Consider the following 19,415-nt stretch of genomic DNA (forward strand, 5'->3'; position numbering starts at 1 on the left):
GCCCCCGACCGGCGACCAGCGCATGGCCACGGCGTCGGCCGTCGCCGACGAGCTCCCGGAGGCGATGGCGGCGGTCCTAGTGGCGTACGAGCGTCACCTGGTCTCCGAGCGGGACCTCACCCCGCACTCCGTGCGCGCCTACCTCGGCGACGTCGCAGGACTCCTCGCGCACGCCGCGCGTTTGGGTCACGAGGAGCCCACCAGCCTCGACCTGCGTGCGCTGCGCAGCTGGCTGGCCAAGCAGCAGACGCTCGGTCGCTCACGCACCACCCTGGCCCGCCGGGCGACCGCGGCGCGCGTCTTCACCGGGTGGCTGGCGCGCACCGGTCGGTCGCCCCAGGATGCGGGCGCGCTGCTCGGCTCGCCACGGCCGCACCGGACGTTGCCGCCCGTGCTCCGCGCCGACGAAGCGGCCGAGCTCCTGCAACAAGCGGTGGCCGATGCCGACGACGGAAGCCCCCTGGGTGTGCGTGACGCCGCGATCCTGGAGTTGCTCTATGCCAGCGGCATCCGGGTCGGTGAGCTGGCCGGCCTCGACGTCGACGACCTCGACCGGGGCCGCAACGTCGTGCGCGTCATGGGCAAGGGCCGCAAGGAGCGCACCGTCCCGTTCGGAGTGCCGGCAGCCCGGGCGTTGGACCGGTGGCTGACCGTAGGACGGCCGGCCCTGCGCGCCGACGGCGCCGGGCCGGCACTGTTCCTGGGCGCGCGTGGACGGCGCATCGACCAGCGGGCCGTGCGAGAGATGGTGCATCGCCGCGTGGCCGCCGTACCGGGGGCTCCCGACATCGGACCGCACGGGCTCCGGCACACAGCCGCCACGCACCTCCTCGAGGGCGGGGCCGACCTGCGCTCCGTGCAGGAGCTGCTCGGTCACGCTTCCCTCGCGACCACGCAGCTCTACACCCACGTCACCACGGACCGGCTCAGGGCCGCCTATCGGCAAGCGCACCCGCGCGCCTGAACCGCGGCCAAGAGGACCACCGCCCAGGGCCGGGCCCCTGGCAACGTTGCCAGCGCAGCGGCCCGCAAAGGGATCTCCGTCGGCAGGGGCCGCAGGCCAGGCGCCGGGGGCTGGGACGGCAGAGGCGCGTCGGACCACAACGGCAGAAGACGGACCGGGCCTCCTCCCACCAGGGTGAGCGGGTCCAGGTAGGCCTCACCCTGCAAGAGCCCCCAGTGCAGACAAGCGCGCGGCAGGCAGTGTCCGCCCGCGAGCTCGAGGGTTCCCAGCTGCTCACCACCAGCGATGCGCGAGCCTCGAGCGACCAGGGCAGCCACGGGCTCGTAGGTGGTGCGCGTCGCGCCGTGCGCGACGACCACGACGCCCCGGCCGGCGATCCGTCCGGCGAACTGGACGGTCCCGGCCAGGGCGGCGCGCACGGACTGGCCGACGGTGCCGGCCAGGTCCACCCCCCGGTGGCCTGCATCCCACGGCTGGCCGGGCGGGTCGAACCCGCTCACCACCTCGGGGACGGGATCGAGCGGCCAGACGCCCTCGTCCGGCGATGGAGACGGTGCCCCTACCGCGCCTGCTGCAGACCAGGCGAGCGACGTCGCGACCATCGCCAAGACGACGGCGCGACGGAGGCTGGGGGAGCGGGGCACGGGACGAGACTGCCCGGGCGGGGCAGGGTGGTCGGGCGCGCGCCGCCGACCCTGTGGACGGGGGGCGCTGTCGGCCGCCTGTGGACGGGGGCGGGGCCGTCTCGCGATTGGGTCGGCGGGCGCCGGTCGTCTAGTCTTGAGGGGCAGTCCCTCGTGGATTGACTTCGCACGCACACAGACCACGACGAGGCTCCTCCTGGAGCCTCGACCGCCCGTGGGCGTCGACCCTCGGTCCCGGCTCACCGTAGCCGGGTCGGTCGCGCGTGTGCGTCAGGGCCGAGGACACCCGTCCGAGGCAGCAACTGAAGACAAACGGCGTGACCACGCGCGGCCGGACCTGCCTGAGCACAGACCAAGGTCCGGCGAGACGCGCGGGTGCGCCACACACCAGGAGAACAAATGGCAGTCGTCACCATGCGCCAGCTGCTCGAGAGCGGCGTGCACTTCGGACACCAGACCCGTCGGTGGAACCCGAAGATGAAGCGCTTCATCATGACCGAGCGCAACGGCATCTACATCATCGACCTGCAGCAGTCGCTGGCCTACATCGACCGCTCGTACGCCTTCATCAAGGACACCGTCGCCAAGGGCGGCACCGTGATGTTCGTGGGCACCAAGAAGCAGGCGCAGGAGGCCATCGCCGAGCAGGCGATGCGCGTGGGGATGCCCTACGTCAACCAGCGCTGGCTCGGCGGCATGCTCACCAACTTCCAGACGGTGCACCAGCGGATCAACCGCCTCAAGGAGCTCGACGAGGTCGACTTCGACGACGTGGCCGGGAGCAGCCGCACCAAGAAGGAGCTGCTCCAGATGCGCCGCGAGCGCGACAAGCTGAACAAGTCGCTGGGCGGCATCCGTGAGATGACCCGGCCGCCTGCCGCGGTGTGGATCGTCGACACCAACAAGGAGCACCTCGCCGTCGAGGAGGCCCGCAAGCTGCGGATCCCGATCATCGGCATCCTGGACTCCAACTGCGACCCCGACCTGGTCGACTTCCCGATCCCGGGCAACGACGACGCGATCCGCGCCGTCGGCCTGCTGACCCGCGTCGTCGCCGACGCCGTCGCGGAGGGCCTGATCGCCCGCTCCGGCGTCAAGACCGAGGGTGCGGAGCAGGTCGGCGCCGAGGAACCCCTCGCCGACTGGGAGCGCGAGCTCCTGGGCGGGGAGGCGACGGAGGCCGCAGTGGCCGCGACCGGTGGGGACGAGTCCGCCGAGACGCCGGCCGCTGAGGCGACCGGCGCGGCCACGGAGGCGACCGAGGCCGCCGCTCCCGCCGAGGAGCCGGCCGCCGAGGAGACCCCGGCCGAGGAGCCGGCTGCTGCCGAGGAGACCCCGGCCGAGCCGGTCGCTGCCGAGGAGACCCCGGCCGAGCCGGTTGCTGCCGAGGAGGCCCCGGCCGAGCCGGTTGCTGCGGAGGAGCCTGCTGCCGAGGAGACCGCCGTCGAGGAGCCTGCTGCCGAGGCGACCGACGAGGCCGCTGCCGAGCCGGAGGCCGAGGCCGACAAGGCCTGAGCCCGACCGCACACCCGTTTCACCGGTGGCCCCGTCCCGTAGGGGCGGGGCCACCGTTCCCTCACCACCACCAGCCGTTCTACGCGGCTTCCGAGGAAGCCGAAGGAAGAAGGTCGCATCCATGCCGAACTTCACCGCCGCCGACGTCAAGCGCCTCCGTGAGCTCACGGGCGCCGGGATGATGGACTGCAAGAAGGCCCTCGACGAGTCCGACGGCGACTTCGACAAGGCCATCGAGCTGCTCCGGGTCAAGGGCGCCGCCAAGGCCGCCCAGCGCGGCGCGGAGCGCGAGGCGACCGCAGGTCTCGTGGCGCACGCCCCCGGTGTGCTGGTTGAGCTCAAGTGCGAGACCGACTTCGTCGCCAAGGGTGCCGACTTCATCGAGGCCGCCCAGAAGATCGCCGACGCGGCCTCCGCGGCCGGCGCCGGCGACCCCGAGGCGCTCAAGGCGGTCAAGATCGGCGACCAGACCGTCGGTGAGCTGGTCGAGTCCCTCGCGGTCTCCATCGGCGAGAAGATCGAGCTCGGCCGGGTCGTCTACTTCGACGGCCCCGTCGTGGCCTACATGCACAAGCGTGCGGCGGACCTGCCGCCGGCCGTGGGCGTGCTGGTGGAGTACGACGGTGCGGACTCCGACGCCGCCCGCGGTGCCGCCATGCAGATCGCGGCCATGCGCCCGCAGTACCTCACCCGCGACGAGGTCCCGGCCGAGATCGTCGCCAAGGAGCGCGAGATCGCCGAGGCCACCTCGCGCGAGGAGGGCAAGCCCGAGCAGGCGATCGCGAAGATCACCGAGGGCCGGCTCAACGGCTTCTTCAAGGACGTCGTGCTCCTCGAGCAGCCGTCGGTCACCGAGAATAAGAAGTCCGTCAAGGCGGTCCTCGACGAGGCCGGCGTGACGCTCAAGCGCTTCGCCCGCTTCGAGGTCGGCGGCTGATCGGATAGGTTCTGTCCCGGATGTGAGGAGGCCGGTTGCGATGTGCTCGATGACCCAGTCACGAGGATCGCGACCGGCCTTCTTCCGTTGACCTGGCCACACGACGAAGGGAACCCACCCGCGTGACGAAGTACGACCGTGTCCTGCTCAAGCTGTCCGGCGAGGAGTTCGGCGGCGGCAAGCTCGGCGTCGACCCCGACGTCGTGGCCCGCATCGCCGGTGAGATCGCGGCGGTGTCGCGAGCCGGGGTGCAGATCGCGGTCGTGATCGGTGGCGGCAACTTCTTCCGCGGCGCCGAGCTGCGCCAGCGCGGCATGGACGGCGTCCGCGCCGACTACATGGGCATGCTCGGCATCGTCATGAACTGCCTGGCCCTCCAGGAGTTCCTCGAGCAGCGCGGCATCGTCACCCGGGTCCAGACCGCCATCGCGATGGGCCAGATCGCCGAGCCCTACATCCCGCTGCGCGCCATCCGTCACCTCGAGAAGGGTCGCGTCGTGATCTTCGGCGCCGGCATGGGGCTGCCGTTCTTCACCACCGACACCGTGGCCGTGCAGCGCGCCCTCGAGACCCACTGCGACGCCGTCCTGTTCACCAAGAACGGCGTCGACGGCGTCTACTCCGCAGACCCCCACCTCGACCCCACCGCGACGAAGTACGACGAGCTGACCTACGACGAGGCGATCAGCAAGAACCTCCGGGTGATCGACCAGACGGCGTTCACCCTGGCCCAGGAGAACAAGATCAAGCTCATCGTGTTCGGGCTCAAGCCCGAGGGCAACGTCCTGCGGGTCGTCGAGGGTGAGAAGATCGGCACACTGGTCAGCTCTGGCTGAGCCCCGCCCAGGCGAGCCCCGGCGAGACCACCCTCCCGTCGTACCCCGCAGCACCCGACCGAGCAGGAGCACCTCCGTGATCAACGACATCCTCAACGACGCCGACCAGAAGATGGACAAGTCGGTCGAGTCCACCCGCGAGGAGTTCTCCGCTGTCCGGGCCGGGCGCGCCAACCCCAACATGTTCAGCAAGATCACCGTCGACTACTACGGCACGCCCACCCCGCTGCAGCAGCTCGCCTCCTTCAGCAGCCCGGAGGCCAAGACCGTGCTGATCGCGCCCTACGACATGAGCCAGATCGGCGCCGTCGAGCGCGCGATCCGCGACTCCGACCTCGGCGTCAACCCGGCCAACGACGGCAAGGTCCTGCGCTGCGTGTTCCCCGAGCTGACCGAGGAGCGGCGCAAGGAGTTCATCAAGGTGGTCCGGGCCAAGGCTGAGGACGGCCGCGTGTCGGTGCGCAACATCCGCCGTCATGCCAAGCAGAGCCTGGAGAAGCTCGCGAACGACGGCGAGGTCGGCAAGGACGACGTGACCGGCGCCGAGAAGCGACTCGACGCGCTGACCAAGGCGCACACCGACAAGATCGACGACCTGCTCAAGCACAAGGAAGCCGAGCTCCTCGAGGTCTGAGGTCCTCCTCATGTGTGCCGGAGCCGCTCGATGACCACCTCGCCCGCGGCGCCGCCGTCACCTGCCGGCCCGCCGGCGCGCGACCACGGCCGCGCCGGTCGCAACCTTCCCGCAGCGGTCGCTTCCGCCGTGGTGCTGCTGGCGGCGATCGCGTCGTCCCTGGTCTTCTGGAAGACCGCCTTCATGCTCATCGTGGTGGTCGCCGTGGTGGTCGCGGTCTGGGAGCTCCACAAGGGCTTCTCGGCCAAGGGCATCGACCTGCCCGAGCAGCCCCTCATGGTGGGCGGCGCGGTGATGGTCGTCGTCGCCTACTTCTGGGGCACCGACGCCCTCGTCACCGCCACCGCCGTCTCTGCCCTGGTGGTCATGCTGTGGCTGCTTCGCCGCGGCGTCGCGGGCTACGTGCAGAACGCCACGGCGTCGGTGTTCACCCTGCTCTACGTCCCCTTCCTCGGCTCCTTCGTCGCGCTGATGCTGGCCGAGGGGGGGAGCACCGGCTTCGACCGGTTCGACCAGGGTGTGAAGGGCGTGCTGACCTTCATCCTGGTGACGGTCGCCTCCGACACGGGCGGGTACGCCGCCGGCGTCCTCTTCGGCAAGCACCCCATGGCCCCGGTGATCTCGCCGAAGAAGTCGTGGGAGGGCTTCGCCGGGTCCCTGGTCTTCTGCGTCGCCGCGGGAGTGGCCCTCGTGGTGCTGATGCTCGACGGCGACTGGTGGGTCGGGGTCGTGCTGGGACTCATCGCGGTGGTGATGGCGACCCTCGGCGACCTCTGCGAGTCGGTCATCAAGCGTGACCTCGGCATCAAGGACATGAGCCAGATCGTCCCTGGGCACGGTGGGCTGATGGACCGGCTCGACTCGCTGCTCGCCACGATCGCCCCGATCTGGCTGTTGCTGCACGTGACCGTGTTCGCGTGATCGCAACGGCAGGCGTCTGGCTGGTACGCCACGGCCGCCCACTCGTCGACCGGAGCCTGCCGGCGCACGCCTGGCCGCTCGACCCGGCGCACGCCGCCGACGTGCTCGCCCTCCGGCCGCGGCTCCCTGCGACGGCCCTCTGGTTCTGCTCGCCCGAGCCCAAGGCCCTCGGCACCGCCCGGCTGCTGACCGAGCGACCGGTCGAGGTCGTCGGCGACCTGCGGGAGCACGAGCGGGCGGCGGGTTGGATCGAGGACTTCCCGTCGGCAGTCCGCCGTGCCTTCGACGAGCCCGACGCGACCGCGGCGCCGGGTTGGGAGCCGCTGGCGCCATGTCGACGACGGGTGGTCGCGGCGTACGACGTGATCCGGGCGGCGCACCCCGACAGCGATCTCGTCCTGGTGGGGCACGGGACCGCCTGGACGCTCCTGGCCGCGCACGTGCGCGGAGACGCGCCAGACCTGAGGGCGTGGGAGCGCCTGGGCCTCCCCGACGTCATCGTGCCCTGACGGCCCCGACCAAGGACCTAGCGGACCAGGCCCACCAGGCCGAGGTCCGGCAGGGTCACGGCAGAGTTGGGGTCGACCTTCATCAGCACGCGCGTCCCCGCGCCGTTCAGCTCGAGGCTGCTGCAGATGTACTGCGCGTTGGTCAGGTTCAGCAGCGCACCACCACTGAGGATGAACGGCTCAGCGTTGGGGGTCATGAAGATCCCGCGGACGTTGAAGATGCCACCACCAGTCATGTTGTAGGTGTCCGAGCTGTTCGTGCCGCTCTCTGCCCACAGCGCCAGGTCCTCGGGCCCGTTGATGTCCGACCAGGCAGCGGCGCTACCCGGCAACGGGTCCATCGTGCTGGGGTCGAGCGTGGCATCGACGGAGTCGGGGGCAGTCCAGTCGATGTCGCCGCCGGTCTGGGTGAACTGCCCGTAGCCGCGACCGGAGTTGATGCCGGGGCAGGGCGCTGCCGTGGGTGGGGTGCCGCTGGTCGTAGGCACGCACCCGGTCGAGCTGCCGCCCATCATGAACGTCGTCGTACGGCACAGCCGGAGCAGGCCGCCGGTCTGCTTGAAGACGCCCGACCTGACGAACAGCGTCGCCTTGCTCGAGCTCTGCCCGGAGCCGCACAGGCCGGTGGCGCCGAGATTGGCTGCGTTGTTGTTGACCTCGACCGAGGCGTTGTTGCCCAGGTCGATGGCGCTCGCGTTCGCGACGTGGTTGCCGATGTAGACCTTCGTCGCGTTGGGCATCCGCAGCGTGCGCGCGGGATTGAGCCAGCCGCGGAAGTAGATCGTCCCGGCGTCGAGCGTGAGTCCGGCGGTGTCGCCGATGAACTTCCCGTTGCAGTCCACATAGAGACGCGATGCCGACGTGAGGCTCAGGGCCGTGACCTGGGCCGGGGTCGGCTTGCACGCATCGACGCTGGCGGGGAACTTCGTCCAGCCGGTGATCGGTCCCGTCGCACCCGTGGCGAAGACGCCGGTGGCGGCGGAGATCGCTCCCTTGACGCCCGTGAAGTACCGCTCGTCGACCAGACGTCGCGTGACGAGGCTGCGCCCGACCACCTCCTGGCTGGTGCCGCCGGTAGTCAGGGCGGTGCTGCCGTGGACGTTGTCCAGAGAGTCACGGATGACCGTCCCCGACAACCCGTTGGTCAAGGCCACCGACGAGATCAGGCCAGGCTTCGATGGGTCGGGAGAGGTGGGATTGGACACCAAGGGGCCCGCGAACGCGACGATGCCGTTGCCGCCACCACCGATGAAGACGTTGGAGTTGCTGCCTCCGGTGCAGCCGACGCCGTCGCCGTCGCTGTGGATGGTGCCGGGCTGCGAGATCCCGTTGTTCGAGACTGCGCCGAACACGTGCACGTAGGAGTCACCACTGTTGGATCCGGTGCGCAGTACGGGGCAGCCGGTCTGCTTGAGGAGCAGGAGAGCAGGGGCGCTGTCGCCCGGTTGGGCCTTGACCCGACCGACGCTGCGGATGCTGGTGACCAGGTCGGACTCGGTCGCGAGACTCCCCAGCCCCGGGGTGCGGCTCTGGGTGATGGTGATGGCCAGCTGGTCGCAGCCGGCCTGAGAGGCCAGCCCGGTGTCCGAGCTGGAGGCTGGGAGGGAGTCCTCGGTCCAGCCAGACCCGGTGAACGTGTAGCCGCTCTCGATCTTGATGTCGAACGACGCTCCGCCCGACTCCCCGGACCAGGTCCAGACCGCCCACGTCGACTTGTCGGTCGGCTTGCAGGCCTTCTTGCGCAGAGAAGCGTCTGTACAGCCGCTGGTGCTGGCCGCGCCCAGGCCGTTCTTCCAGCCGGTAGTGGTGTCGACCCCGGCGAAGCGGCCACTGTTGCGCTGGAGGTACTGCGCCGCGGTGCAGACGCCGATGTAGGAGTGGGGGTAGCCGTCCCCCGCGTTGAGGGCGTGCAGGCCCGCCAGGGTGGCGGAATCGGCCGCCGACTTGTCGATCTGGCGGTCGACCCGCACCAGACCCAGGTCCAGCACGAAGGCAGCGGCGACCATCAGCAAGGTCATGAAGAGCGCGACCATGACCAGGACGGCCCCGCGCTCGTCGCGATCCCGGCGGCTCACTTCGCCGTGCATGAGGTTCCCACGACGCGGCCGTAGTACGCCACGGACTGCGCCCCGATGGTCAGGTCGAGCTCAGTGACGACCAGCTGGATCTGCTCGGGATGGGCCATCCACACCCGCACCGCGCAGCTGCCGGCCGCCATCCCGCTCGGCGCGCTGGGTGCAGTACCGCAGGCGCTGCCGCCGTTCGAGGCCAAGGTGACGCCGGCGGCCGTCACGAGGTCGACGCAGATCTCGTCGTCGGTGGGCGAGGAGCCGGTGCTGCCGAAGTAGGTCTGCTGCACCCGCGTCTGCACTGACGACGCCCAGGTCGCAGGGACGGTGGCGTCGGCGGCCGCGCCGTAGCGCGCCGCCTCGCGCACCGCGTTGGTCGCGGTCAGGTGGTTTGAGTAGACGAGACCGGTGGTGACGGTCCCCATCAGGAGCGTCAGCAGGACAGGGACGATCAGGGCGAACTCGAGCGCGGCCGCGCCGCGCTCGCTGCGCTTCCGGTCGAGGCCGGAGGGATGTGTCGACACCTGAGCCTCCTTAGGACACGTCAACCCCACCAGAAGTAGGGCTCGCCAACTGTGACGGACGACTTTGGACAACGTGACGCGGAACGGCTCACCCGGACGGGGCCTGCACCGGTGCATGCTGTGCTCCGTGGAGCGCGAGACGAGCTGGCTCGCCGTCGTCGGCGGCGTGCTCGGAGGCGTCGTCGCGTTCGGCATCTGGACGATGCTGATGGTGGCACTGGCGTACGGAGTCACCGCGGCGATGGGGGACACCGGCGGGACCGTCGTGCTGCTGACGCTTCTCGTGGTGTCGCTGGGCGCAGCGCTCCTCCTCCTTGTCCTGCCCGGCACCCGGCACGCAGCCTCCGGCCTGGTCGGGGGACTGGCGGGCGGCTTCCTGGTGACCGCCGCCGGCACCGTGCTCCTCGCGCTCGCCGCGGGCTGGTCGCTCTGAGCCGGCGCCCGTTCGGCGAGGTGTCACCCCCCGGCGTACGGCCGGAACTAGCATGAAGTCGATGGGCATCCACGACGTCGAGGACCGCACGATGGCCGGCGAGCCGGCCCGGCAGCAGCCGCCGGACTGGTGGCACCGCGACCACCCGACCTTCACCGCGTTGTCCGGCTTCTTCAGCGGCATCGCGTTCCTGTGTCTGGTGCCCGCCTCCTATGTCGCACTCACCCGGCTGCTCGTCTCGGACGAGACGGCTGAGGCGCTGTTCCCCTTCGTCATCGTGCTGCTGGCGGTCCCGATCGGGCTGGTGGTCACGGCAAGCACCCGCCGGTTCGGCAAGTACATGCTGCTCGGCATGGCGCTGTGCGCCCTCGTGGTCGCGGGCGTCGCGTCCGTGGTGATCTGGGCGCTCGCGCGAGGCGAGCTCTAGATTCGCCCCAGCCTTCGCGCTGCGGGACACTGGAGCGTCATGGTCACCCAGCTTCCGCTCGTCTTCGACGCTCCGCGTCGCGGCAAGCCGCCGCGCCACCTCGCCGACCTCACCGTCGACGAGCGCGTAGAGCTGCTCAAGGAGAAGGGCCTGCCGGGGTTCCGGGCCAAGCAGCTGTCGGCCCACTACTTCGCGCGCCTGGTCGACGACCCCGACCAGATGACCGATCTGCCCGCGGACCAGCGGCACGCGCTGGTCGAGGCCCTGCTGCCCACGCTGATGACACCGGTGCGCACCCTCGAGGCCGATGGCGGCACGACCCGCAAGACGCTGTGGCGGCTGCACGACGGCGCACTGGTCGAGTCGGTGCTGATGCGCTACCGCGACCGCACCACCGTGTGTGTCTCCTCGCAAGCCGGCTGCGGCATGGCCTGTCCCTTCTGCGCGACCGGTCAGGGCGGCCTGCAGCGCAACATGTCGACCGCCGAGATCGTCGAGCAGGTCGTGGCGGGCGCCCGATCCCTCGCCCGTGACGAGGTACCGGGAGGACACGGACGGGTCTCCAACGTGGTCTTCATGGGCATGGGAGAGCCGTTGGCCAACTACAACGCGGTCATCGGCGCCGTACGCCGGCTCACCGAGCCGGCCCCGGCCGGCCTGGGCATGTCGGCGCGCGGCGTCACCGTCTCGACCGTCGGGCTGGTCCCGCGGATGCGGCAGCTCGCCGACGAGGGGATCCCCGTCACGCTGGCTCTCTCGCTGCACGCTCCCGACGACGAGCTCCGCAACGAGCTGGTCCCGGTCAACACCCGCTGGAACGTGCAGGAAGCCGTCGAGGCGGCCTGGCACTACGCCGCCACGACCAAGCGTCGGGTCTCGATCGAGTACGCCATGATGCGCGGCATCAACGACCAGGGCTGGCGTGCCGATCTCCTCGGCGACGTCCTGCAGTCCTACGGCGACTGGGGCTGGGTGCACGTCAACCTCATCCCGCTCAACCCGACCCCGGGCTCGAAGTGGACCGCCTCCGACCCGGCCGACGAGCGCGAGTTCGTGCGCCGGCTCGAGGCCAAGGGCATCCCGACGACGGTGCGTGACACCCGGGGCAGCGACATCGACGGCGCCTGCGGTCAGCTCGCGGCCGTCGAGTAGGACCGATCAACCCGGCGAAGCCGGCGAGTCCAGATCGACGGTGGGGAAGAACGTGCGATAGCGATGCGCGTCCCGGGTCAGCAGCCGATAGCGACCCACTGCGGCGTGCGCACCGATGTAGAGATCGGGGAGGGGTGCGCGACGGACTCCACCGCGCCTTCGGTAGGCGAGAAAGGCCTTTCCGGCGACAAAGCCGGCGCTGTAGGGCAGTGGCTCTCGGCGGAACACGGTCTCGGGCAAGAAGGCATCGAGGTGCTCGATGCGATCGAAACGCGTCGACACCTCTGCGTAGACGACGGGGTTGACGCAGACCTGGCCCAGGTCGATGGCCCTGGCAAGCGCGTCGGCTGACCAGCCGGACCATGTCGCGTCCTCGGTCGCGATGTCGAGCAGGACGTTGGAGTCGACCAGCGTCACCGTCGACTCACTCCCCACGCAAGAGCTCCATCAGCTCGTCGGTGGTGGGTCCGCCCTTTGCTGCAGCGCCGCGCATCCGCTCGACGACGCGGTGGCCGACCGTGGTCGCGGTGCTGCGATGGACGATCCGGAGCGTGACTCCGTCCTCGACCACGTCCACCTCGTCTCCCTCGAAGAAGCCGTGCTTGTGCCGCAGCTCGGCTGGGATGGTGACCTGCCCCTTGCTGTTCAGACGCATCTCGCTCCTCCGTGTCTGGTATTACCCAGGATACGTGTCGGATAGATCCAGCGCCATCAACGCGTCGCTATGACGGCGGCGGCTTCCTCGGGCGAGTCGACCAGGTGCACGCGCGACTCCATCGTCCGCTCGCGCGCGAGCGCCTCGAGAAGAGGCCACGCAGGCAGCCGCTCGGTCCAGTGCTCACGCCCGACGAGCACCATCGGCGCCACGCTCGCGGGGTCGGCGTAGTAGTTCTCGCAGGCGTCCTGAAAGACCTCTTGCACCGTGCCGGCCGCACCTGGCAGGAACACGATCCCCACGTCGCAGACCTCGAGCAGGATCGCCTCCCGAGTCGAGTTGCGGAAGTACTTCGCGATGGCGGTCGCGAAGACGTTGGACGGCTCGTGGCCGTAGTGCCACGTGGGTATGCCCAACGTGCTCGTCAACGTGCTCCCCGCGTCGTCGTCGACGAGATCGGTCACCGCGAAGGCGGCCGCGACCCAAGCGGCGACGTCGGGACGGTACGACGGCACGCTCGCCAGCACGCCGAGGGCACGCTCGAGGAGCGCGGCGGGGGAGCGGGCAGTGAGCGCGCCGAGGTTGGCTGCCTCCATCGCGCCCGGCCCGCCCCCGGTGGCGACCACGTGGGCGACGCCGAGCGCGCGTCCGAGATAGGCGGCGGCGGCGTACTCCTCGCTGCCTCGGACCAGCGCGTGGCCGCCCATGACGCCGACGAGGTGCCGCCCGCGGACCCAGTCGAGGAGCGCGCCGTCGACGGCGTGATCGTGCAGGGCGCGGGCGAGGGAGCGCTCCCGGTCGGCCGGGAGCCGTGACCAGGCGTAGGTGCGGGCGTCCAGAGAGTCGGCGTACGACGAAGCGTCGTAGAGCTCGCGACCGGTGTAGAGGGACGACCGTCCCGTGTCGACCGGGACGTCGGGGATCCGGGGCAGGACCACTGCGCCACGAGCTTGGAGCGCGGCCTGGTCGGCGACGGTGCACGCGACCAGCACCACCCCGGCCACGTCGACGGCAGCGAGGGCGTCTTCGTGCGTGCGCAGGTCGAGGTCGTGCAGGTGCCAGCCGCGCATGGAGGTGGCTCCCGCGGCGAGACGGCGGTCGAGGTCGGTCAACGACGCGACCTCGACCGTCCGCCCGCGGGTCCGCCTCACGTGCCGACCTTAGGACCTCGGGAGCACGGTCCTAGAACGAGGTGGAGATGATGTCCCCGAAGAGCTCGTGCTCGTCGACCTCGAGCCCGCGCGACCTGAACCAGCCACAGACGTTGGTGAGGTCGCGCAGCAGGAAGTCCATGCCTTGCGGGTTGCCGACCAGGTCGACCACCTGCGGAAGGTCGATGATCACCAGGCGCTCGCCCGCGGCGAGGATGTTGTACGCCGACAGGTCGCCGTGCACGAGCCCGGCCTGGGCCATGGTGGCGACGGCCTCGTGCAGCTGCTCGAAGTACCACCCGAGCAGCGCCGGGTCGGGCCGGGTCTGGGCGAGCCGAGGCGCGGTCTCACCGTCGGCGGTGATCCACTCCATCAGGATCTCCGAGCCGTCGACCTGCACCGGATAGGGGACCGGCAGGCCGAGCGTCCAGCAGCGCTTGAGTGCATCCCACTCGGACGTGACCCACTGACCGGCTGCCATCACGCGACCCCAGGTGCTCTTGGCCTTGACCGCGCGGTTGTCGCGCGAGCGCTTCATCGAGCGGCCTTCGGTGTACAGCGCCGAGCGGTGGAAGGTGCGGTGTTCGGTGCTCCGGTAGCGCTTGGCGACCATCACGACGCCGTTGTCGGGGTCGTGCTGGTCGGCACGCTCGACCAGGAAGGCGTCGGCCTCCTTGCCGGTCTTGAGGATGCCGAGCTCGGTGTCGACGGCGCCGCGCGAGGTCACCACCCAGTCGGGGCGTGGCTCCGGGCCGCGGCACAGCGGCTCGACGTCGTACCAAGTCGTCCACCGTTGGGTGGACTCGTCGATCTCGTCGTAGGTGGAGAAGTCGAAGACGAACCGCGAGTCGATCTCGTCGAGCGACTCGCTCTGGCTGCGTGGTGGAAAGAGGTGTGGGAAGGCGTCAGACGGGTCGTCGTACGCCGGAAGCTGTGAGGACAACGGAGGTGCTCCAAGAAGTCGAGAGGGTGTGGTCTGAGGACAGGCCAACGACAGTCGTGGTCATGTCACGCTCCTCTCGACGGGGCACGGCCGGCGCCGCACGGTGACAACAGGGTGCGGCACGCAGCAGGTGGGCGCAACCGCTTTTCAACCGCACGACCGGGGCGGCGAACGTTCACTATCTAAATCAGAGTAACTTACTCATATAACGATGCGAGACGCCGACGCCCACGCTGAGCCGAAGTCCTGCCCGCGGCGGCGTGGGAGCCCGCGCCTATGCTCGACGCCGTCCGGCAAGGACCGCCGATGGAGCCTTGTCAGCATCGACCCGACGGGATCTTGCGCATGCCCCGCTCCGCACGCCGCCACCTCGGCTCCGCCGCGGCGGCCCTCGCACTCACCGTCGCCGCCACCGGAGCCGCGCCGCCGCTCGCTGCGGTCGCCGGGGTCGATAGGCTCGCCGAAGCAGGCGCTCCCGGCATCGGGGATCCCTACTTCCCGCTCGACGGCAACGGCGGCATCGACGTGCTGCACTACGACGTCCGCGACCGTTACGCCTTCGGCAGCCGACGCCTCACGGGGCGCACCCGGCTCGACGTGCGTGCGACCCAGGCCCTGACGTCGTTCCACCTCGACCTGCTGCTGGCGGTCAGAGGAGTGCACGTCGACGGCGCCAAGGCTGCCTACCGCAAGGTCGGCAAGCACGAGCTGCGCATCACGCCGGCCCGACCGCTCGCCTCGGGCCAGGAGTTCCGGGTGACGGTCGCCTACGCCGGCAGACCCGCGACCAAGTCGTACGCCGGCGAGAGCAACTGGCTGGCCAACGCCCACGAGGTCGTCACCATGAACGAGCCGCACATGGCTCCGTGGTGGTTCCCCGCCAACGACCACCCGCTCGACAAGGCGACCTTCGACCTGAGGATCACCGTCCCCAAGGGCAAGCAGGTCATCGCCAACGGTCTGCCCCAGGGTCAGCGCACCCGCGGCGCCTGGACGACGCACCACTGGCGCGCAGCGGACCGGATGGCGACGTACCTCGCCTTCTTCGCCGCGGGCGACTTCGCCGTCGACCGCGGCACGTCCGGCGGGGTGCCGTGGATCAACGCCGCGTCCCGGCACCTCCCCGGCAACGGCCCGAAGGTCGCGCTGCGGTGGCTCGGCAAGACGCCGCGGATCACCAAGTGGCTCGCGAGCGAGCTGGGCGAGTACCCCTTCCGGAGCAACGGAGGGCTGGTCACCAGCCTCGGGGTCGGCTTCGCGCTCGAGAACCAGACCCGCCCCACGTACCCCTACGTCGGCGGCGGCTCGACCTGGCTGCTCGTGCACGAGCTGGCGCACCAGTGGTTCGGCGACTCGGTGTCCATCGCCGGGTGGCGCGACATCTGGCTCAACGAAGGGTTCGCGAGCTACTTCGAGTACCGCTGGGCCGAGACCCACGGCGGGCAGAGCGTCGACAGCTGGCTGCGCCACACCTACACGTTCTACAACGCCGGCGACGGTTTCTGGGCGCTGTCGGTGGCCGACCCCGGGGCCCGGCAGATCTTCAGCGGGCCCGTCTACGAGCGCGGCGCGCTGACGCTGGCGGCCCTGCGCAACGTGGTCGGCGACGACGCCTTCGGCTCGATCCTGCGCACGTGGGTGGAGGAGCGCCGCGACGGCAACGCCACCACCGCCGACTTCGTCGCTCTTGCCGAGCGGCTCAGCGGCCGTGACCTCGACGCGTTCTTCGAGGCCTGGGTGTACGCCGGCGTGAAGCCGGCCGACACCGTGGCCAACGGTCTCGGCTGAGAGGCGTCTCGAAACCCGGTGAGGTGCCCCCGATCTCAGTGCCCGCCCAGGAGCGGCGCCATCGCCTTGGCGACCAGGCTCGGCCGACGGGTGAGCCGCTCCTCGGCGTCGGCGAAGGTCATCGCGCGCAGCCCGGCGTTGATGCCGAGCCAGCGCAGCGGCTCGGGCTCCCACTTCTTGGAGCGGTGGCCGACCCACGGCAGCCGGGTCAGGTCGGAGTCGCGGCGGAGGATGAGGTCGCGCAGCGTGCGGCCCGCGAGGTTGGTGGTGCCGACGCCGTCGCCGACGTACCCGCCGGCCCAGGCGAGCCCGGTGGCCTGGTCGAGCCCGACCGAGGCGCACCAGTCGCGCGCGATGCCCAGCGCGCCGCCCCAGGTGTGCGTGATCCGCGCGTCCGCCACTGACGGGAACAGGTCGACCAGGGTGCGTCGCAGTCCGTTGAACACCCGGGGCTCACGGTCGTACTCCGGCTTGGTGCGGGACGCGAAGTGGTACGGCGCACCGCGGCCGCCGAAGACCAGCCGGTCGTCGTCCGTGCGCTGGCCGTAGATCAGCAGGTGCCGGTAGTCGGAGAAGGTCTCGCGGCGGGCCAGCCCGATCTCGGCCCAGGTGGAGGCGGGCAGCGGCTCGGTGGCGAGGACGAGCGAGTACACCGGGATGACCGCACGCCGCTGTCCCGCCAGTGACGGCGTGTAGCCCTCGGTGGCACGCACCACGACCTCGGCCCGCACGACGCCGTCGGGGGTCACCGCCCGACCGGGCTCGATGCGCGTCACCCGGGACTGCTCGACGATGCGGACGCCGCGACGCTCGACCTCCTCGGCCAGCCGCCGGACCAGCAGCGCCGGGTGGATCGCGGCGCAGTCGGGCGTGTAGACCGACCCACGCGTCCGGGTGGCGCGCAGGATCTCCGCAGTGGCCGCCGCGTCGAGCAGGGAGAGGTCGTCGCGCCCCCAGGTCCGCGTCGCGTGATCGACCTCCTCGCGGGCCCGGCGCAGCTGGGGAGCCGACCGCGCGATCACGATCGTGCCGCCCTTGGCGAACGGCACGCCGAGCCGGTCGGCGACCCGGCCGACCTCGTCGACCGTGGCGCGCATCGCCTCGTGCTGAGCGGTCGCCTTCTCCCGCGACGAGCCCGGGAGCGCGGCGAGCGCGTCGTGCGAGGTCGGGAAGAGCGCCGAGCACCAGCCGCCGTTGCGCCCGGACGCGCCGAAGCCCGCGACCTCCGCCTCCACCACCACGATCCGCAGCGTGGGGTCGGCCTCCACCAGGTAGTACGCCGCCCACAGTCCTGTGAAGCCCGCGCCGACGATCGCCACGTCGGCGTCGAGCGTGGTGTCCAGGCGGGGCCGCGGTGTCCAGGAGAGCCGGGGGTCGGCGTGCCAGAGCGAGAGCCCGGCGTAGGCGGTCAGCGCACGCCCCACGAGTAGGTCTGCTTGACGAGCTTGAGGTACATGAACGTCTCGGTGCCGGCCACGCCCTCGATGTTGCGGATCCGGTCGCTGACGAGCTCGAGCAGGTGCTCGTCGCTCTCGCAGACCGCCTCGACCAAGAGGTCGTAGGGTCCGGAGGTGACCACGACGTAGTCGACCTCGGGCAACGCCGAGATGGTGTCCGCGATCTGGAGGACGGGGCCGCTGAGCCGGATGCCGATCATCGCCTGGCGGGCGAACCCGAGCTCGATCGGGTCGGTCACGGCGACGATCTGCATGACGCCGCTCTCGATGAGCCGCTGGACGCGCTGGCGGACCGCGGCCTCGGACAGGCCGACGACCTTGCCGATGGCGGAGTAGGAGCGACGCCCGTCTTGCTGCAGCTGGTTGATGATCTCCTTGGAGACCTCGTCGAGCTGGACGCGGACCCGGGGGGCGCCATCGCGGTCGTTGTTCACGGAGGTCACCGTCTCACCCCCTGTACGGCTGGTCAAAGCACCACACGGACACGGCGCGTCCTGCGGATTCCGTTGCAGGGGGGTTACGACACGAGGGATTTCCTTGTCGCTGGGGGTGTGGCGTGACACGATCCCGGCACGGGGACGACATCGCGCGAAGGAGCTTGGTTGATGGCAGAACTGTGGCGACCACGACGAGGGGACACCCCGGCGGACCGGTTGGCGGCCGACTTGGCCCGGCGCCTCTACGGCACGCAGCGCAGAGTGTCCCGGCGCGGTCTGCTCAAGACCGCCGGCGTCTCCGCCTTCGCCCTCTCGAGCAGCGGCCTCCTCGCGGCGTGCGGCACCGAGGGCACCCAGCAGACAGCTGACACCTGCACCAGCAAGGACATCAGCGACACCGACAAGAAGCTGGTGTTCTCCAACTGGCCGCTCTACATCGACGAGAAGGGCAAGAAGCTTCCGACACTCGAGGACTTCGAGAGCGAGTCGGGCATCGACGTCACCTACAACACCGACGTCAACGACAACAACCAGTTCTTCGCCAAGGTGCGCAACCAGCTCGGCGCCTGCGAGCCGACCGGCCGCGACATCTTCGTGCTCACCGACTGGATGGCCGCGCGGGTGGTCAGCCTCGGCTGGACGCAGGAGCTCGACATGGCCAACATGCCGAACGTCGAGGCCAACCTGGTCGAGAGCCTGCGCAACCCGTCGTGGGACGAGGGCCGCAAGTACTCCGTGCCGTGGCAGAGCGGCCTCACCGGCATCGCCTACAACGAGAAGGTCACCGGGCCGGTCGCGAGCTTCGAGGAGCTGGTGACCCGGGCGGACCTGAAGGGCAAGGTCACGCTGCTCTCGGAGATGGGCGACACGATGGGCTTCGTGCTGAAGCTGACCGGTGCCGACCCCAACGACTTCAGCGAGGACGAGTGGGGGGCCGCGCTCGACCGACTCCAGGAGATCGTCGGCTCCGGCCAGATCCGGCAGTTCACCGGCAACGACTACACCCGCGGCCTCGGCAACGGAGACATCGCCGCGTGCGAGGCGTGGTCCGGCGACGTGATCGCCATGCAGTACGACCAGCCCGAGATCAAGTTCGTTGCTCCCGAGGAGGGACTCTCCCTCTGGAGCGACAACATGATGGTGCCGAACAAGGCCGACCACAAGGCGAACGCCGAGGCCCTCATGAACTACTACTACGAGCCCGAGGTTGCGGCGCGGCTCGTCGCCTGGGTCAACTACATCTGCCCGGTGCAGGGAGCCCAGGAGGCGATGGAGAAGGTCGACCCGTCGCTGGTCGACAACCCGTTGATCTTCCCGACCGCCGAGGAGCTAGCTGCGACGTTCAGCTTCATGTCCACGGACACCAAGACTCGTGAGCAGTACGACAAGGACTTCAACCAGGTGATCGGGGCCTGACAG

The 19,415-nt window shown here is 70.3% G+C and carries 21 protein-coding genes; 12 read left to right on the forward strand and 9 right to left on the reverse strand.

Translation table 11 applies throughout. The features are described from left to right. Positions 1–22 precede the first annotated feature (22 nt). Positions 23–964, forward strand: coding sequence for a tyrosine recombinase XerC (locus tag ABD295_RS03150; protein WP_425573981.1), 942 nt, complete (start codon positions 23–25; stop codon positions 962–964). On the opposite strand, the gene ABD295_RS03155 is transcribed toward ABD295_RS03150, so the two are convergent. Further along, positions 937–1,608 carry a M23 family metallopeptidase gene (locus tag ABD295_RS03155; protein ID WP_344302153.1) on the reverse strand — a complete coding sequence of 224 codons (672 nt, stop codon included), beginning with the start codon at positions 1,606–1,608 and terminating at the stop codon, positions 937–939. The genes ABD295_RS03150 and ABD295_RS03155 overlap by 28 nt on opposite strands. A gap of 399 nt (positions 1,609–2,007) precedes the next feature. Here ABD295_RS03155 and rpsB point away from each other — a divergent pair, with 399 nt between their 5' ends. The 6 genes from rpsB to ABD295_RS03185 all read left to right on the forward strand — a co-directional run bounded on the left by rpsB (position 2,008) and on the right by ABD295_RS03185 (position 6,960). Further along, complete coding sequence (rpsB, locus tag ABD295_RS03160; protein WP_344302154.1) at positions 2,008–3,123, forward strand: 30S ribosomal protein S2; 1,116 nt, start codon at positions 2,008–2,010, stop codon at positions 3,121–3,123. Positions 3,124–3,244: 121 nt separating this feature from the next. Then, complete coding sequence (gene tsf, locus ABD295_RS03165) at positions 3,245–4,060, forward strand: translation elongation factor Ts (RefSeq protein WP_344302155.1); 816 nt, start codon at positions 3,245–3,247, stop codon at positions 4,058–4,060. 122 nt (positions 4,061–4,182) lie between these two features. Then, complete coding sequence (pyrH, locus tag ABD295_RS03170) at positions 4,183–4,896, forward strand: UMP kinase (protein ID WP_344302156.1); 714 nt, start codon at positions 4,183–4,185, stop codon at positions 4,894–4,896. A 79-nt stretch (positions 4,897–4,975) separates the two neighbouring features. Continuing rightward, a complete protein-coding gene (gene frr, locus ABD295_RS03175; RefSeq protein WP_344302702.1) occupies positions 4,976–5,530 on the forward strand; it encodes a ribosome recycling factor in 555 nt (184 codons plus the stop codon). Between the two features lie 30 nt (positions 5,531–5,560). Further along, on the forward strand, positions 5,561–6,451 hold the full coding sequence (locus tag ABD295_RS03180) for a phosphatidate cytidylyltransferase (RefSeq protein WP_344302157.1): 891 nt from the start codon (positions 5,561–5,563) through the stop codon (positions 6,449–6,451). After that, positions 6,448–6,960 carry a histidine phosphatase family protein gene (locus ABD295_RS03185; protein WP_344302158.1) on the forward strand — a complete coding sequence of 171 codons (513 nt, stop codon included), beginning with the start codon at positions 6,448–6,450 and terminating at the stop codon, positions 6,958–6,960. Before ABD295_RS03180 ends, ABD295_RS03185 begins: the two co-directional genes overlap by 4 nt. A gap of 17 nt (positions 6,961–6,977) precedes the next feature. Here ABD295_RS03185 and ABD295_RS03190 read toward each other — a convergent pair whose 3' ends face one another. Together ABD295_RS03190 and ABD295_RS03195 are read right to left on the reverse strand one after the other, a co-directional pair. After that, positions 6,978–9,035: a hypothetical protein gene (locus ABD295_RS03190; RefSeq protein ID WP_344302159.1), complete on the reverse strand. Its 2,058-nt coding sequence runs from the start codon at positions 9,033–9,035 to the stop codon at positions 6,978–6,980. Next, the gene (locus tag ABD295_RS03195; RefSeq protein WP_344302160.1) at positions 9,032–9,553 is read right to left on the reverse strand and encodes a TadE family protein; all 522 of its coding nucleotides are present in this window, start codon (positions 9,551–9,553) and stop codon (positions 9,032–9,034) included. Before ABD295_RS03195 ends, ABD295_RS03190 begins: the two co-directional genes overlap by 4 nt. Positions 9,554–9,680: 127 nt before the next feature. On the opposite strand from ABD295_RS03195, the gene ABD295_RS03200 reads away from it, so the two are divergent. The 3 genes from ABD295_RS03200 to rlmN all read left to right on the forward strand — a co-directional run bounded on the left by ABD295_RS03200 (position 9,681) and on the right by rlmN (position 11,565). Beyond that, positions 9,681–9,986: a hypothetical protein gene (locus ABD295_RS03200; protein WP_344302161.1), complete on the forward strand. Its 306-nt coding sequence runs from the start codon at positions 9,681–9,683 to the stop codon at positions 9,984–9,986. A 61-nt stretch (positions 9,987–10,047) separates the two neighbouring features. Then, on the forward strand, positions 10,048–10,413 hold the full coding sequence (locus tag ABD295_RS03205; protein WP_344302163.1) for a hypothetical protein: 366 nt from the start codon (positions 10,048–10,050) through the stop codon (positions 10,411–10,413). Between the two features lie 39 nt (positions 10,414–10,452). Further along, on the forward strand, positions 10,453–11,565 hold the full coding sequence (rlmN, locus tag ABD295_RS03210; RefSeq protein WP_344302164.1) for a dual-specificity RNA methyltransferase RlmN: 1,113 nt from the start codon (positions 10,453–10,455) through the stop codon (positions 11,563–11,565). A 6-nt stretch (positions 11,566–11,571) separates the two neighbouring features. Here the strand turns inward: rlmN and ABD295_RS03215 are convergent, their stop codons facing one another. From ABD295_RS03215 to ABD295_RS03230, 4 genes are read right to left on the reverse strand one after another with little or no spacing between them, the layout of a single operon-like run. Beyond that, positions 11,572–11,982: a type II toxin-antitoxin system VapC family toxin gene (locus tag ABD295_RS03215; RefSeq protein WP_344302165.1), complete on the reverse strand. Its 411-nt coding sequence runs from the start codon at positions 11,980–11,982 to the stop codon at positions 11,572–11,574. A 7-nt stretch (positions 11,983–11,989) separates the two neighbouring features. Then, entirely contained in the window at positions 11,990–12,220 is a 231-nt protein-coding gene (locus tag ABD295_RS03220) for an AbrB/MazE/SpoVT family DNA-binding domain-containing protein (protein ID WP_344302167.1), read from the reverse strand. Positions 12,221–12,276: 56 nt separating this feature from the next. Further along, the gene (locus tag ABD295_RS03225; RefSeq protein ID WP_344302169.1) at positions 12,277–13,371 is read right to left on the reverse strand and encodes an LOG family protein; all 1,095 of its coding nucleotides are present in this window, start codon (positions 13,369–13,371) and stop codon (positions 12,277–12,279) included. A gap of 31 nt (positions 13,372–13,402) precedes the next feature. Next, the gene (locus tag ABD295_RS03230) at positions 13,403–14,314 is read right to left on the reverse strand and encodes a serine protein kinase RIO (RefSeq protein WP_344302171.1); all 912 of its coding nucleotides are present in this window, start codon (positions 14,312–14,314) and stop codon (positions 13,403–13,405) included. 345 nt (positions 14,315–14,659) lie between these two features. Here ABD295_RS03230 and ABD295_RS03235 point away from each other — a divergent pair, with 345 nt between their 5' ends. Continuing rightward, positions 14,660–16,102 carry a M1 family metallopeptidase gene (locus ABD295_RS03235; RefSeq protein WP_344302172.1) on the forward strand — a complete coding sequence of 481 codons (1,443 nt, stop codon included), beginning with the start codon at positions 14,660–14,662 and terminating at the stop codon, positions 16,100–16,102. A 35-nt stretch (positions 16,103–16,137) separates the two neighbouring features. Here ABD295_RS03235 and ABD295_RS03240 read toward each other — a convergent pair whose 3' ends face one another. Continuing rightward, positions 16,138–17,526: an NAD(P)/FAD-dependent oxidoreductase gene (locus ABD295_RS03240; protein WP_344302173.1), complete on the reverse strand. Its 1,389-nt coding sequence runs from the start codon at positions 17,524–17,526 to the stop codon at positions 16,138–16,140. Beyond that, positions 17,511–17,993, reverse strand: coding sequence for an Lrp/AsnC family transcriptional regulator (locus tag ABD295_RS03245; RefSeq protein WP_344302174.1), 483 nt, complete (start codon positions 17,991–17,993; stop codon positions 17,511–17,513). Before ABD295_RS03245 ends, ABD295_RS03240 begins: the two co-directional genes overlap by 16 nt. A gap of 171 nt (positions 17,994–18,164) precedes the next feature. Here ABD295_RS03245 and ABD295_RS03250 point away from each other — a divergent pair, with 171 nt between their 5' ends. Further along, a complete protein-coding gene (locus ABD295_RS03250) occupies positions 18,165–19,412 on the forward strand; it encodes a polyamine ABC transporter substrate-binding protein (protein WP_344302176.1) in 1,248 nt (415 codons plus the stop codon). Positions 19,413–19,415 lie beyond the last annotated feature (3 nt).

The organism is Nocardioides bigeumensis (genome assembly GCF_039531755.1).
GTDB classification, from domain to species: Bacteria; Actinomycetota; Actinomycetes; order Propionibacteriales; family Nocardioidaceae; genus Nocardioides; species Nocardioides bigeumensis.